Consider the following 13,735-nt stretch of genomic DNA (forward strand, 5'->3'; position numbering starts at 1 on the left):
GAATGATCCGTCGACACGTCCAGATCGTGTGCTCCCGTCGCGGGTGGACTCCGAGAAGCCTCTGAGGTGAGTCCCGCACCGTGGGGTGAGATGCAGGCCCGAGCAGGGAGGCGAGTAGTGACCCCGACCGACACCGCAGCGGTGCGGACCCGAAGGTCGCGCACCCCAGTTCTGCCTGGCGCGCGTCAGCGCACGCTCGCCCGCCGCCGGCTCGCCGACCTGCTCGAGGGCTCCGGCGTCGTCGTCGTCGTGGTGACAGTGATGATCTTCCTGTTGGACGGCGGCGGACAGTCCCTGGCCACGGGGACAGCGGCGGACCGGCTGGTCGGGCTGGGCCGGATCACCGGACTGGTCGGCACCGCGCTGCTTCTGCTTCAGCTGCTGCTCTCGGCGCGCCTGCCCTGGGTGGACCGCACCTACGGACACGACCGCGCTCTTGTCGCGCACCGGAGGCTGAGTCGAGTGGCGCTGCCGCTGCTGCTGGCTCATGCCGCCGCCATCATCCTGGGGTACGCGGCTCGCGACCACCTGTCGCCGCTGGTCGGTTGGCTGGTCGAACCGGTGCGGTTGCTCGGTGGTGCCGTGCCGGACATGCTCACCGCGTTCCTTTCGATGGTGTTGCTGGTGGTGGTCGCGGTGACGTCCGTGCAAGCTGCCCGTCGGCGCACCCGTCATGAGACCTGGCACGTTGTACACCTCACCGGTTACCTCGCCGTCGTGCTGTCAGTGCCGCACCAGCTGTCCACCGGGACGGACATCGCAGGGCACCCGCTCGCACGTGCTTGGTGGTTGATGCTCTACGTCGGGACGGCCGGAGCGGTGGTCCTGTTCCGAGTGCTGACTCCGCTGTGGCGCTCGCTGCGGCATGCGCTGGTGGTGCAGGAGGTCGTCCAGGAAGGCCCAGGCGTGGTGTCGGTGGTTGTGACCGGCCGTGACCTGGAGCACATGTCGGTGCGCGCGGGTCAGTTCCTGCAGTGGCGCTTCCTCAGCCGCGGCCTGTGGGCGGCCGCTCATCCCTGGTCCCTCTCGGCAGCTCCGGACGGAAAGCGGCTACGGCTGACCGTGCGCGACCTCGGCGACCACTCCCGGCGCGTGGCCGGGCTCCGGCCCGGAACACGGGTGCTGGTTGAAGGGCCGTACGGCGCGTTCACCACTGACCGTCGCACCCGTACCAAGGTGCTGCTGGTCGCGGCCGGCATCGGGATCACACCGGTGCGGGCCCTCGCCGAAGAGATCGCGCACGCCTCGCACACCGCGCCGGGCGATGTCACTGTGCTGTACCGCGGAAACGACGAGGCGACGATGGTGCTGACCGGCGAGTTGGACCTGATCGCTGCCGGCACGGGCATGCGGGTGGAGCTGCTGGTCGGGCCGCCGGTGCCGGGAACCTGGCTGTCGCCGGACCTGGCGGGCCCAAGTCCGGCGGCCGACGTCGAGACGCTGCGCCGACTGGTGCCGGATCTGCGCCAGCACGACGTCTACGTGTGCGGACCGCCGGCCTGGATGGCCCTGGTCCGGCGGTCGACGCGAGCTGCCGGCGTGCCAGCCGATCGGATCCACGACGAGCGGTTCGGCTGGTGAGAGCGCCAACGGCTCTGGTCACAGTGGTGGCGACGGCGGCACTGCTCGGCACTGCTTGGCAGATCGGGTCGCGGCACTCCGTCGGCCAGGTCGACGGCGTCCACGTGATCTCCGCCCCGCCGTCGCCGGGCTCCTCGAGCCCGACCAGCCGCGCCGGCCGCAGCCCCACCAGACCACCTCGACCCGCAGGTGCGGCCACGAGCGACCCGAAGACGATCCAGGTCGACGGAGCCGTCGTCGGCACTCCCTACGGGCAGGTGCAGGTTCGCGCCGTGCTTCGCGGCAGCACCTTGCTCGACGTCCAGGCGCTGCACCTGACCGACTCGGGGGGGCACTCCCGCGACCTGAGCGCCATGGCCGCCCCGACCCTTCGCAGCGAGGCCATCGCAGCCCAGTCCGCCAAGATCGACACGGTCAGCGGCGCGACCTACACCAGCGAGGGATACCGGCAGTCGCTCCAGGCCGCACTCGACGCCGCGCACGCAGCGGGCTGACTGGCTAATCGTTCCAGAAGGCAGACGGAGGGTCAGTGGCCAGGTAGCACGGCCCAGCCAACCGCGGCCCAGCCAACCGCGGCCCAGCCAACCGCGGCCCAGCCAACCGCGGCCCAGCCAGGCCGCAATCCACCATCGCGCGATGGGAACCGTGGTCTATCAGAAACTTGCTGCCGGTCACGGTGCCCGTGCCGCCCATGAACGCCAGAGTCGTGGTGGTCATCTTGTCCTCCGATGACGTAGGCGGTGTAGCGAGGCGCCGGCCACGACCGCGCCGGCGACGAAGCAGACCGGTTGCAGCCACAGGCGCATGGTCGGCAGCAGGACGAGCTGCAGCGCGATCCACCCCATCAGCAGTGACCCGGCAACGAGCGAGGCCAGCCCGGCCTTGGGGTGCGCCCAGGTTTCCAGCCACGCCGCAGTGAGCATCGGAACGGCGACCACGACCACCAGGGATAGGCCCGGGAGTGTCCAGCCATTCAGTATTGGAAGGCGCTGCAGCGCGCGCCGATCCAGGTCCCAGACACCGAGGACCAGGCTGATGCCGCCGTACACGGCCTGCACCGCGACGAATGTTTCCAGCACGATCAACCACCACGGCCGCTGCGCGGACGGATAGCTGACCGGTGCCAGTGTCGGACGGTCTGGCTCATGCATTACCGGTGCCATGACAGCCTCCTCGGGGCCACAACTGGCTGGACGGTGGGCTGTGCCCGTAGCAGACGTGCCCACCAAGGGCGCTTCGACGATGTCTGCGCGGCGATATGGACGCCGCGGGGCAGCGATCGCTGGCCGCGCACACTGACCCAGCCGCCTGGTCCCATGGAGACGTGGCCCACCTGCGGGCGACCACGACGTAGTGCCCGCGCGGTGGCAGCCGCCGCAGCGCCGCGCAGATCAAAGACCCCGACGGTGCGAGGGATCCCGTGCTCGAGGCGTGTGACAGGCAGGATGCTGTGGTCGTTCGCTTGGGTCTGATCCGTGTGTGCGGGTGCGTGGCCGTGCCCTGACTGGGCGGGCCGGCGCCGCAGTGTGGCGTCTGTCATGTCTTCCTCCCGTTCCGACTCGCCGTCGTGATGGGCGTCTCTGCCGGTATGACTTGAGTTGCCCGTGGTGCGGGACGGTCCGCGTGCCGGGTGGTGAGGGAAGCGGAGTGCCGCTCGGGGACGAGGACTACCGGGCAAGGGGCTGTCCATAGCTCGAAGCGCTGGTGCCGGTCGTGGATGCCGAGGACGACGAGGTCCTCTGCGGTCAGCCGCGCAGCCACGACGTCGGGTCGACCCTCGAGGAGTTCGGTGGTGATGTCCGCGAGTGGCGCCAGTCCGCGGATGACGGCAACCAGATCCGCGTGCCATTCCTCGGCCTGACGGGCGCGGAGCTGTCGTGCTGGCTCGTCTACGAGACTGGGCGTTGTCCAGGTTGTCCAGGTCTCCACGGTGTCGATGATGTGCATCCGTGCTGTCGCGGACTGGTTGGCCCGCTCAACGGCCCAGGACAGCACGGATGGGGCGATCTGCGAGTCGGTGGCGGTCACGACGATCCGCTGCTCGGTCTCGACGGCCGAGTCCGGACCCACCAACGACACAGGAACCGTGCTGTGGCGAGTGACGTAGCGGGCCGTGCTGCCGATGAGCGCCCCGACGATGCCGAGATGGCTGTGCGTACCCAACACCACCATGAGGGCGCCGTGCGATCGACGGACCAGCAACCTCCCGGCCGATCCTCGGTGGTGGGTCAGCCTGGCGTTGACCTGAGGGTCGATCCGATGTGCGAGTCGCAGAGCTTCACGGCCGAAAGCAGCTGTCCGCGCGTATTCGGTCTGGCTGCCGTAGTGGTCGGCGGCAGGGTGCCGGGCCCGCCAGGCAACGACGATCTCCAGGATCGCGTCCAGCCTGTGTGCCTCTCGGACTGCCCAGCCCAGAGCGCGGACGGCGACTGCGGAGTCGTCGTATCCGATGACCACCCGCGGCTGATCGAGGACGAGCCTGCGCACGTGGGCGCTGATGACCTCCATCACCGACCTCCGAAGGTGACGACACCCATGTCAGAACGCCTGTTGTTCGTCAGTCTCTGGCGGTGCGCGTGGCATCGTCAGGGTCGAAGGTCCCCACGGCGCATGCGGAACTATGTCGGGACCAAGGGCCTCTGCGCGCCAACCGTCGGCTGCCACGCTTGAGTCCGGGCAGTCGACTCCGGGAGTGGGCAGATGGGCCAGGACCAGCAGCGTCGACGCGTGGTGGTCGGCTACGAGGACGCCTCCAGCGACGTCGCCGTTCGGTGGGCTGCCGCCGAGGCGCTGCGTCAAAGCACCGGCTTGACCGTGGTCCACGCCTACCGGCGGGAGATGGCATTTCCATGGGGGCATACCCCCTGGTACGCCGACCTGGACATCGCCGACGTGACCGAGCGGGTCAGGTCCAGCGCGCTCAGCGCCAGCCGTCACGGAGTCGAACTGGCCCGTGCCCAGGCACCTGGCCTCGAGGTGACCGAGACGGTCGTCGGCGCGAGCTCGGGGGCTGCCCTGGTGATTGCATCCGAGTGCGCGTCGGTGTTGGTTCTCGGCTCGCGACCCCCAACTGCTGTGGATCACGAGCGGGTCGGCGGGTCGGTGGCAGCCAGTGTTGCCGAGCACGCTGCCTGCCCAGTCGTCGTCGTCCCCGAACCCGATGGTCAACGCTCCAACTCAGCGACGACGCCTGTTGCTGCACAGGGGGCTGGCGGGGTCGTGGTCGGCGTCGACGACTCCCCCGAGTGCACCGACGCCATCGGCTTCGCCTTCGGACAGGCGGCATCTCGGGGCGCTTGGCTGACTGCGGTGCATTGCACCTGGGTCGACCCGGAGGCACGGCCCACCGCATCCGGGCCTGAGCGCCTTGAGGCGGGCCCTGAGCAGCTGGAGGCGATGAACCCGGAGCTGGCGCGGTGGGCTCGTCGCTACCCCGAGGTGCCCGTGCACCTCGTGCTCGCAAAGGAGCCCGTTGCCGCGTCCCTGGCCGAGGTGGCCGGCGACGCCCAGCTGTTGGTCGTCGGGTCTCGGGGGAGAGGCAGTATCGTCAGCAGGTTGCTCGGCTCGGTTAGCAGGCGGCTGGTGCTGGCCCCGCCGTGCCCGGTCGCCGTCGTGATCCGCGGCCAACTGGAAGCGGTCACGGATAGCGCGCCACATGTCGAAGCCTGACCTGCGCGGAGCCGCGCAAGCGTCTGGTGGTCAACGCTGGGGCCGGCAGCTGCAAGCTGCAGGTCCTCGGGCCGGACCAGGCTCAACTGCTGATGATCGGGACCTCTGGCCCTGGCTGTGCTCCGACGAGGAACGCATCCTGGGTTGATAGGTCGACCAGGGAGGCCACCGATGGACACCCAGGCAGCACCGAAGGTGGAGGAACTCCGTGAGCACGAGTCGTGGCAGCTCGTCCGCGGTACCGCGGTCGGCCGCCTCGCAGTGATCGTCGATGCCCGGCCGGAGATCTTTCCGGTCAACCACATCGTCAACCATGCGGAGATCGTGTTCCGCAGCGCGCCAGGCACCAAGCTCAGCGGCGCGGACGGGAGCCTGGTGGCCTTCGAGGTCGACGGCGTCGACCTCGACTCCGGCCTGGCCTGGAGCGTGGTCGCCAAAGGCCGTGCCCACGTGATCCGCAAGCTCCAAGAGGTCGTTGACACCTTCGGAATGGAGCTCACGTCGTGGCAGAGCGGCGAGAAGCCGATCTTTGTTCGGATTCAGGTCGACGAGATCACCGGCCGTCGGTTCACCCCTACATGGCGGCGTCCGCAAGTCACCGGCGACGGGACGCGCGAACCAGGGGCCGACGTGGGGAGTGCGCCATGATGGGCTGGCATGGCGGGGGGTTCTCTGCCTCGGGCTGGATGGTCATGAGCTTGTCGATGCTGGTGATCTGGGCGCTGTTGGTCTACCTCGGTTACCTGCTGGGTCGCGCCAGCCGCTCTGCCCAGACTCAGCCGCATGACCTGACCCCGGCGGTGCAGGTGCTGGACGACCGGCTCGCGCGTGGCGACATCGACCCCGACGAGTACTCCCGACGTCTGAGCGTTCTGAGCCAGCCGCGTCGCTGACCCACTCAGCCGCCGCGGCCCTTATGTGGGGTGCTCAGCTGCGCTGAGGATCGGCGGTCAGCCGCGTCGCGACGTCCGGCACATACGTCTGGACGTCTCGCGGGGGCCGCTCGTATCCGCGGCTCGCCGGCCTCGGCGGGATCTCGATCGTCGGTGGTGTCCCAGGCGTGAACGGGATGCTGTCCAGCAGGTGGCTGAGCATGTTGATCCGCGCCCGCCGCTTGTCGTCCGCCTCGACGACCAGCCACGGCGACTCCGGGATGTCGGTGTGCACGAACATCTCGTCCTTCGCGCGCGAGTAGTCCTCCCACCGCTTGATGGACTCCAGGTCCATGCCGGACAGCTTCCAGTGCCGCATCGGGTCACCCAGCCGGGACGCGAACCGGCGTTCCTGCTCCGCGTCGCTGACCGAAAACCAGTACTTGCGCAGCAGGATGCCGTCCTCGATCAGCAGCCGCTCGAAGATGGGGCACTGGTGCAGGAAGCGCTGGTACTCCGCCAGAGTGCAGAACCGCATCACCCGTTCCACACCGGCCCGGTTGTACCAGCTTCGGTCGAACAGGACGATCTCCCCAGCGGCCGGCAAGCGTTCCACATATCGCTGGAAGTACCACTGCGTCTGCTCCCGTTCGGTCGGGGCCGGCAGCGCCACGATTCGCGCGACCCGCGGGTTGAGGTACTCGGCGACGCGTTTGATGGTGCTTCCCTTGCCGGCCGCGTCCCGACCCTCGAACACGACGACGACGCGCTGCTTCTCGCGCTGCACCCACTCCTGCATGGCGACCAGCTGGGTTTGCAGTCGACGCAGCTCAGCCTCGTAGACCCCCCGCGGCAGCCGCGGGGATCGTGATGTCCCCATGACGGCACGCTACGGCTGCAAGGACCGCAGTGACAGGACGAACGGCCCGCGTTGTTCGCGCTCGTCTGCCGGCCGCCCGATCTGAGGCCGGCTGTCACAGCGGTGTCGCGGCTGAACGACGGCGCTATGTGCTACCACGCTCACTGTCCCGGGACGTACACTTGTCGCCGGGTACCGGCGGTGGCGCACCATGCAAGTTTGGGCACTTGCGCTGGGTTCCCGGCGGCGAATCGAGCAGTGGCGAACGAATTGGTGGCTCGAGGCTATGCACTCGCACCTGAGGGACAAGTTCGTGCGATGACCATGTCCCCCCGGCCGCTCGGGCGCACCGGCCTGATGGTCAGCCCGCTGACCCTCGGCACGATGGAGTTCGGCGGCAAGACCGACCAGGACGACGCCAGAGCGGTGTTCGGCGCGGCGCTGGATGCCGGCATCAATGTCGTGGACACCGCGAACGTCTACGGACGGGGGATCAGCGAGGAGATCGTCGGAGCCCTGATCAAGCCGCTGCGCGACCGCCTTCTGCTCGCCACCAAGTTCTCGGTGCCGATGGACGATCGCGACCCGAACTCCGGGGGCACTTCCCGGCGGGCGGTGATCGCGGCCTGCGAGGCCAGTCTGCGAAGGCTTGGCACGGACCACATCGATCTGTACTACATCCACCGACCCAGCACCCAGACCGCGATAGACGAGACGCTGCGGGCTCTCGACGACCTGGTGCGCGCCGGCAAGATCAGGTACGTCGGCACCTCCGGATTCTCCGGCTGGCAGGTGGTGGAGGCGCTGTGGTGCGCGCACGACCTGCGGATCGCCAGACCGGCGGTGGAGCAGGTCGCCTACCATCTGCTCGACCGCCGTGCTGAGCGGGACCTCGTTCCGGCGGCCCTCTCGCACGGCACTGCGCTCACCGTGTGGTCGCCGCTGGCGGGGGGCCTGCTCACGGGCAAGTACCTCGATGGCCAGCAGAGCCTCGGGTCGCGGTTGACCCCTGACAACCCTTGGGGCGCCAAGCACTTCACGCCGGCGGCCGACACCGCGGTGAGGGCGTTGGCGGAGGTGGCCCGCGGTGTCGGCGTGCCGCTGACCGCGCTCAGTCTCGCCTGGACCCTGCAGCGCCCTGGCGTCGCCAGCTTGGTCATCGGGCCGCGCAGCGTCGAGCAGCTGGGGGGACTGTTGGAGGCGGTGGACGTGGTTCTCGCCCCGGACGTGTGCGCCGCTATCGACGAGATCGTGCCGCCGGGCGGGGTCACCGTTCCCTACTACCTCGACGACGACTTCGCCGACTTTCGACCGCAGCCCTACGGGTGGTGACGAGGATGGGCACCCGAGCGCCGATCGGCATCTTGGGCTCCGGCACGGCCGCCCAGACGCTCGGCCTGGGGTTCTTGCGGCAGCGGCATCCGGTGATGCTCGGGTCCCGCGACCCCGGCAAGCTCCAGTCGTGGCTCGCGAGCGCCGGGGCCGATGCAAGCACGGGCAGCTTCCAGGACGCTGCCCAGTTCGGCGACGTGGTCGTCATCTCCGTGCGCGGCGCTGCGGCAGAGAACGTCGTCCGGCTGGCCGGCCCGGCGAGTTTCGATGGCAAGGTCGTTATCGATGCCAGCGACCCCTTGGACTTCTCGTCCGGTCGCCCAGGTCTGTTTGTCGGCACGACCGACTCGCTGGGCGAGCGCATCCAACGCCTGCTGCCGACGGCCCGAGTCGTGAAGGCGCTCAACACCGTCGCCGCCGACGTGATGGTGGATCCTTCCCTGTGTGCCGGCGATCCGGACATGTTCGTCGCCGGCGACGACGAGCGCGCCAAACGGACAGTCACCGACCTTCTCGAGGACTTTGGCTGGCCGGTCATCGACATGGGCGGGATCGAAAGCGCTCGCTGGCTGGAGGCGATCAGCCTCGCCTGGGTCGTCTACTCGCAGCGCACGGGCAGCACCCACCACGCGTTCAAGCTCGTCGGACGCTTGTAGGGTCTGCTCATGCAGGACCTTGGCGGCGATGGCCCCACGGTGCAGGACGCCGAGGGTCTGTCGGATGACCTGCCCGAGGCTGTGCGGCAGGCGCTGCTGACGCTGCGGATCTGCCTGGACTCAGCACCCGCCATGATCACCGTGACGTGGGGGTCGCAGCACCGGCTGGCCTACCAGAACGCCGAGTCGGTCCGCGTGCTTGGCCGCCGAGTTCTCGGCCTGCCTGTGGTGGACGCGTTCTCCGACATGCCGGCTGACCGATGGGTCCGGCTGGATGACGTGCTGGCCAGCGGACGGCCGATCGACGTCCCGCGGACCCGGCTCGACCTGCTCGACGCCCACGGGTCGCAGCTGGTGCTGCGATACGTGATGGCGCCGCTCGGTGAGCATCCGCCGTACGCCGGAGTGGTGCTGACAGCCGTGGACGCCTCGGCCGAGGCACGCGCCGAGCAGGCCGCGGACCGGGGCCAGCTGCTGGCCATCGTCAGCGAGCAGATGAACGCCGCCGCGGACCCCGACTCCGCGTTGCAGGCGCTGACCGACGCCCTGGTCCCTGCCATCGCGGATGTCGCCGCCGTGTACGTGCTGAGCGAGGCCGGCATGGCGGCCTCGTCCGGCAGCACGCCGTCAGCGATCACTGTCAGCAAGCCGGTGCTCGACCTGGCCGGACCGACGCCGCCGGCGCAGTCGCGTGACGAGCCGTCGCCGTGGGCGGCCGCGCTGGCCGCCGGGGAGACGGTGCTGATCGACGTGGAGGGGGCAGCCGACCGAGCCGAAGTGGCCTCCGGTGTGACCGCTAGCTGGCTCGCCGCGGCCGGGGGCCGCAACCTCGTGGTGGTGCCGCTGCTCGTCGCCGGCGACATGGTTGGGGCTCTGGTGCTGTTGGCGACTGGTCCGCGGCCGAGGTACGAGCGTCGCGACTCGGCCTTCTTCGAGGACGTCGCCGCCCGGGCCGGTGCGGCCGTCGGGCACCTGCGCAGCTATCAGCAGCAGCGGGACATCGCGCTGCAGCTCCAGCGAGCCCTGTTGCCGGCCATCCTGCCCCGACTGCCCGGGCTGGAGGTGGCAGGCCGCTACGTCGCCGGCAGCGCCGACGTCGAGGTCGGAGGCGACTGGTGGGACGTTCACCACCTGGGCGCCGGACGGATCGGTCTCGGTGTGGGCGACGTCTCCGGCCGCGGAGTTCCCGCAGCCGTGCTGATGGGTCAGGCCCGAGCCGGCATGCACGCGGCCGCGCTCGCCGACCCGTCGCCGGTGCGGGTCCTCACTGTGCTTGATGAACAGGTCAGCGACCTCGTCTCGCCCACCCGGCCAGACCCCGAGCACCGGCTGCCGGCGAAGTTCGCGACCGCCCTGTACGCGGTGCTCGAGCCCGCGGCCCAAGTGCTGCGAGTGGCCAGCGCCGGGCACCCGCCAATGCTGTTGCGCGAGCCCGGTGGCCGCGTGCTGCCAGTGGAGCCGGAGCCCGGAGCACCGCTCGGCCTCGGGGTAGGCGGGTACACCGAACTGCTCGTGCCCTGCCCACCTGGCTCTGTGTTGGTGGCGTTCACCGACGGACTGGTCGAATCCCGCACCACGGACGTCGAGACCGGGATCGCCGCGGTGGCTGGCGTGCTGTCCGCGATCGACGACCGAGCCCCTGTCGAAGAGATCGCCGACCGGCTGCTGCTGCTGGCCGACGGCACGGACGACACCGCCCTCGTGGTCTGCCGGGTCCTCGGCTGACCACGCAGTCGGCGGACAGGCCGGTCTTGATGATGCCGGCCCGGCGCTGCCGTATCACCCGCTTCGGATGAGGACATCACCTCGCGCACGGCGCTAGCGTCCCGAGCACACAGCGTGGTCCCGCCGACCGGCGCCCACGCAACCGGGAGAGGGATGACATGAACAACATCACGACGGACTTCGGGGACGTTCTGCTCTGGAGCTTCTGGTTCTTCATCTGGATCGCCGCGCTGATGGTGTGGTTCCGCTGCCTCTTCGACATGTTCAGCGACAGCTCGCTGAGCGGCTGGGGCAAAGCCGGCTGGGCCATCCTGCTCATCTTCGTGCCGTGGTTCGGTGCGCTGATCTACCTGATCGTCCGGGGTCGCAGCATGAACGAGCGCCAGGTGGCCGAGCTCCAGAGGCGCCGGGCCGCCCAGGACGACTACATCAAGCAGGTCGCCGCCCCGTCAGGTCCGACGGAGCAGATCGCCAACGCCAAGTCGCTGCTGGACTCCGGCACCATCACCCAGGCCGAGTTCGACGCGCTCAAGGCCAAGGCGCTCGCCTGATCTCACCCGGTGACGGGCCGCGTGCCAGCACGGCGCGCGGCCCGTTCCGTCGTCGTCCCGGCTACTGGCGCGCCATGGCGACGCGCATCCGTTCCTCAGGGTCGATGAAGTGGTCGTGGTCGTCGTCCCCGACGTCGATCTGGACCCAGTGGATCCGCCCGGTGAAACGGCTCGTCGCAGGCGTGTAGTCGTCGGTGACCGTCGTGCCCGTCTCGTTCCCGATGTCCGTCGTCTCGTCCGCGGAGAAGATCATGGGCTGGGTGGCCGCGGCCCGCCCGCTGCCAACCGCCGTGCCGTCGTAGTACAGCGTCACGTCCCCGCCCTTGGCCAGGCCGCCGCCGTCGTAGGCGAACTCCATCCGCACCTGGTGGGTTCCCTCGGGGACGGCCGTGTCGGCCACCGTGGTGAACAGGTGGATCCCCAGGACGTTGTAGGCGAACGTTGCTCGCCCGTCCTTGAGGTAGACCGCCCAGCCACCGAACCGGCCACCCTGGGCGATCAGTACGCCTCGGGCTCCGCCCGGCGGCACGTCCACCTCCGCCGTCACCGAGAACGACTTGTTCTTGATGCTGACGACGCTGTTCTCCGAGAGCCGGCCCATGCCGGGGTAGAACAGCTGGGAGTTTCCGTGGATCAGCGTGGGGCGCCCCGCCAGCTCCGGGTTCAACCGCTCACCGGAGCGGTCGTCCATTGGCAGGGCGTTGTACTTGGCCGCCTCGATCAGCCAGAGCCGCTGTAGGCCGGCGAGCCGCTCGGGCTGCTGCGCCGCCAGGTCGTCGGCCTGGCTGAAGTCACTGCTGCCGTCGTACAGCTCCCACACGTCGGCGTCGAACGGACCCATGTGAGGGTCCAGGATCATCCACGGCGTCTTGTGCTTGGTCACCGCGCTCCAGCCGCGGTGGTAGATGCCGCGGTTGCCGAACATCTCGAAGTACTGCAGGTCGTGCCGTTCGGGGGCGTCGGCGTCGTTGAGGCTGTACAGCATGCTCGTGCCTTCCATCGGCGACTGCAGCACGCCGTTGACCATCGTCGGCTCGGGCAGCCCGGCGGCCTCCAGGATCGTCGGCGCCACGTCGATCACGTGGGTGAACTGCGAACGCAGGCCGCCGCGCTCGGTGATACCCGAGGGCCAGTGCAGGATCGTGCCGTTGCGCGTGCCACCCCAGTGCGAGGCCACCTGCTTGGTCCACTGCAGAGGCGTGTTCATCGCCCAGGCCCAACCGACCGAGTAGTGGTTGTAGGACGTCGGCGAGCCGAAGTCGTCCATCTTGCTGCGCATGAACTCCGGGGTCTCGAGCGCTGCCATCCCGTTGAAGTTCGCCAGCTCGTTGAAGGCGCCGTTCATGGTTCCTTCGGCGGAGGCGCCGTTGTCGCCGATGATGTAGTAGATGATCGTGTCGTCCAGGACGCCGAGCTCGGTCAAGGTGTCGACGAGCCGGCCGACCTGGTGGTCGGTGTGCTCCAGGAACCCGGCGTAGACCTCCATCTGGCGCGCCAGAACGGGTTTGAGGTCGTCCGGCATGTCGTCCCAGGCGGTGATCTCGTCGTGCCGTGCGGTCAGCCCGGCGTCGGCCGGGATGACGCCGAGCTCCTTCTGCCGGGCGAAGATGCGCTCGCGCTGGACGTCCCAGCCGTCGTCGAACTGACCGGCGTACTTGTCGGCCCACTCCTTGGGCACGTGGTGCGGTGCGTGCGTCGCACCGGGCGCGTAGTACACGAAGAACGGCCGATCGGGCATCAGCGCCTTCTGCTGGCGCATCCAGCTCACCGCGTGGTCGGTCAGGTCCTCAGTGAGGTGGTAGCCCTGCTCTGCCGTCGCCGGGGGCTCGACGGGGGTCGTGCCGTCGTACAGAGCCGGGTCGTACTGGTTGTTCTCGCCGCCGATGAACCCGTAGAAGGTCTCGAACCCACCGCCGCCGGAGGGCCAGGCGTCGAACGGGCCCATCGGGGAGGACTGCCACACCGGCACCTCGTGGCACTTGCCGAACTGGGCCGTCGAGTAGCCGTTCAGCTTGAGGGTCGTGGCCAGCGGCGCTTTGGTGTTCGGCCGCACCGAGCTGTTGCCGGGTGCGGAGGTGGCGGTCTCGGTGATGCTGCCCATGCCGACCGAGTGGTGGTTGCGGCCGGTCAGCATCGCCTGCCGGGTCGGCGCGCACAGGGCGGTGGTGTGGAACCGGTTGTACCGCAGCCCTCCGGCGGCGAGCCGCTCGGCGACCGGGGTCTGGCAGGGTCCGCCGAACGCGCTCGAGGCCCCGAAGCCGACGTCGTCCAGCAGGATGATCAGCACGTTCGGTGCGCCAGCGGGTGGCAACAACGGCTCGATCGGTGGGAACGCGGTGTCCGGGTCCTTCGCGTCGTACGTGGTCAGACCGGGCCGCGGCCGGTCGGGGATGGGCAGCATGGTGCGCGCGTGCCGGTCGGGGGTCATGGCGGTCCTCCGCACTGCGGCGAGGTGGCTGGGGTGTGGCCGAGTTTAGGTCTGTGGTCTCG

The 13,735-nt window shown here is 69.4% G+C and carries 13 protein-coding genes; 9 read left to right on the top strand and 4 right to left on the bottom strand.

The window, feature by feature from the left end; all coding sequences use genetic code 11:
* Positions 1-117: 117 nt before the first annotated feature.
* Positions 118-1,581 (top strand): ferredoxin reductase family protein, encoded by a 1,464-nt coding sequence (locus ACPPVT_RS09675; RefSeq protein WP_426566774.1) that lies wholly within the window; start codon positions 118-120, stop codon positions 1,579-1,581.
* A complete protein-coding gene (locus ACPPVT_RS09680; RefSeq protein WP_426566775.1) occupies positions 1,578-2,075 on the top strand; it encodes an FMN-binding protein in 498 nt (165 codons plus the stop codon). Before ACPPVT_RS09675 ends, ACPPVT_RS09680 begins: the two co-directional genes overlap by 4 nt.
* 219 nt (positions 2,076-2,294) lie before the next feature.
* Here the strand turns inward: ACPPVT_RS09680 and ACPPVT_RS09685 are convergent, their stop codons facing one another.
* A complete protein-coding gene (locus tag ACPPVT_RS09685; RefSeq protein WP_426566776.1) occupies positions 2,295-2,744 on the bottom strand; it encodes a hypothetical protein in 450 nt (149 codons plus the stop codon).
* A 373-nt stretch (positions 2,745-3,117) separates the two neighbouring features.
* Positions 3,118-4,089, bottom strand: coding sequence for a universal stress protein (locus ACPPVT_RS09690; RefSeq protein WP_426566777.1), 972 nt, complete (start codon positions 4,087-4,089; stop codon positions 3,118-3,120).
* A 192-nt stretch (positions 4,090-4,281) separates the two neighbouring features.
* On the opposite strand from ACPPVT_RS09690, the gene ACPPVT_RS09695 reads away from it, so the two are divergent.
* The 3 genes from ACPPVT_RS09695 (at position 4,282) to ACPPVT_RS09705 (ending at position 6,143) form a co-directional block, all read left to right on the top strand.
* A complete protein-coding gene (locus tag ACPPVT_RS09695) occupies positions 4,282-5,250 on the top strand; it encodes a universal stress protein (RefSeq protein ID WP_426566778.1) in 969 nt (322 codons plus the stop codon).
* A gap of 171 nt (positions 5,251-5,421) precedes the next feature.
* Positions 5,422-5,898, top strand: a complete 477-nt coding sequence (locus ACPPVT_RS09700) for a pyridoxamine 5'-phosphate oxidase family protein (RefSeq protein ID WP_426566779.1) — start codon at positions 5,422-5,424, stop codon at positions 5,896-5,898.
* A gap of 44 nt (positions 5,899-5,942) precedes the next feature.
* Positions 5,943-6,143, top strand: a complete 201-nt coding sequence (locus ACPPVT_RS09705; RefSeq protein WP_426566780.1) for an SHOCT domain-containing protein — start codon at positions 5,943-5,945, stop codon at positions 6,141-6,143.
* A 34-nt stretch (positions 6,144-6,177) separates the two neighbouring features.
* Here the strand turns inward: ACPPVT_RS09705 and ppk2 are convergent, their stop codons facing one another.
* Positions 6,178-7,002 carry a polyphosphate kinase 2 gene (gene ppk2, locus ACPPVT_RS09710; RefSeq protein WP_426566781.1) on the bottom strand — a complete coding sequence of 275 codons (825 nt, stop codon included), beginning with the start codon at positions 7,000-7,002 and terminating at the stop codon, positions 6,178-6,180.
* Positions 7,003-7,299: 297 nt separating this feature from the next.
* On the opposite strand from ppk2, the gene ACPPVT_RS09715 reads away from it, so the two are divergent.
* From ACPPVT_RS09715 to ACPPVT_RS09730, 4 genes are all read left to right on the top strand, one after another.
* Positions 7,300-8,313 carry an aldo/keto reductase gene (locus ACPPVT_RS09715; RefSeq protein WP_426566782.1) on the top strand — a complete coding sequence of 338 codons (1,014 nt, stop codon included), beginning with the start codon at positions 7,300-7,302 and terminating at the stop codon, positions 8,311-8,313.
* Between the two features lie 5 nt (positions 8,314-8,318).
* On the top strand, positions 8,319-8,969 hold the full coding sequence (locus ACPPVT_RS09720) for an NADPH-dependent F420 reductase (RefSeq protein ID WP_426566783.1): 651 nt from the start codon (positions 8,319-8,321) through the stop codon (positions 8,967-8,969).
* 9 nt (positions 8,970-8,978) lie between these two features.
* The gene (locus ACPPVT_RS09725; RefSeq protein WP_426566784.1) at positions 8,979-10,694 is read left to right on the top strand and encodes a SpoIIE family protein phosphatase; all 1,716 of its coding nucleotides are present in this window, start codon (positions 8,979-8,981) and stop codon (positions 10,692-10,694) included.
* Positions 10,695-10,852: 158 nt separating this feature from the next.
* Positions 10,853-11,245, top strand: a complete 393-nt coding sequence (locus ACPPVT_RS09730; RefSeq protein ID WP_426566785.1) for an SHOCT domain-containing protein — start codon at positions 10,853-10,855, stop codon at positions 11,243-11,245.
* A gap of 61 nt (positions 11,246-11,306) precedes the next feature.
* Here ACPPVT_RS09730 and ACPPVT_RS09735 read toward each other — a convergent pair whose 3' ends face one another.
* The gene (locus ACPPVT_RS09735; protein WP_426566786.1) at positions 11,307-13,673 is read right to left on the bottom strand and encodes a sulfatase-like hydrolase/transferase; all 2,367 of its coding nucleotides are present in this window, start codon (positions 13,671-13,673) and stop codon (positions 11,307-11,309) included.
* Between the last annotated feature and the right edge of the window lie 62 nt (positions 13,674-13,735).

The organism is Angustibacter sp. McL0619 (genome assembly GCF_049994355.1).
In the GTDB taxonomy this organism is placed as follows: Bacteria; Actinomycetota; Actinomycetes; order Actinomycetales; family Angustibacteraceae; genus Angustibacter.

What these genes read in the sequence shown, in the direction of transcription:
- ACPPVT_RS09685 (WP_426566776.1), bottom strand. Translation starts at nt 2,744, where the DNA reads ATGGCACCGGTAATGCATGAGCCAGACCGTCCGACACTGGCACCGGTC.
- ACPPVT_RS09690 (WP_426566777.1), bottom strand. Translation starts at nt 4,089, where the DNA reads ATGGAGGTCATCAGCGCCCACGTGCGCAGGCTCGTCCTCGATCAGCCG.
- ACPPVT_RS09695 (WP_426566778.1), top strand. Translation starts at nt 4,282, where the DNA reads ATGGGCCAGGACCAGCAGCGTCGACGCGTGGTGGTCGGCTACGAGGAC.
- ACPPVT_RS09700 (WP_426566779.1), top strand. Translation starts at nt 5,422, where the DNA reads ATGGACACCCAGGCAGCACCGAAGGTGGAGGAACTCCGTGAGCACGAG.
- ACPPVT_RS09705 (WP_426566780.1), top strand. Translation starts at nt 5,943, where the DNA reads ATGAGCTTGTCGATGCTGGTGATCTGGGCGCTGTTGGTCTACCTCGGT.
- ppk2 (WP_426566781.1), bottom strand. Translation starts at nt 7,002, where the DNA reads ATGGGGACATCACGATCCCCGCGGCTGCCGCGGGGGGTCTACGAGGCT.
- ACPPVT_RS09715 (WP_426566782.1), top strand. Translation starts at nt 7,300, where the DNA reads ATGACCATGTCCCCCCGGCCGCTCGGGCGCACCGGCCTGATGGTCAGC.
- ACPPVT_RS09720 (WP_426566783.1), top strand. Translation starts at nt 8,319, where the DNA reads ATGGGCACCCGAGCGCCGATCGGCATCTTGGGCTCCGGCACGGCCGCC.
- ACPPVT_RS09725 (WP_426566784.1), top strand. Translation starts at nt 8,979, where the DNA reads ATGCAGGACCTTGGCGGCGATGGCCCCACGGTGCAGGACGCCGAGGGT.
- ACPPVT_RS09730 (WP_426566785.1), top strand. Translation starts at nt 10,853, where the DNA reads ATGAACAACATCACGACGGACTTCGGGGACGTTCTGCTCTGGAGCTTC.
- ACPPVT_RS09735 (WP_426566786.1), bottom strand. Translation starts at nt 13,673, where the DNA reads ATGACCCCCGACCGGCACGCGCGCACCATGCTGCCCATCCCCGACCGG.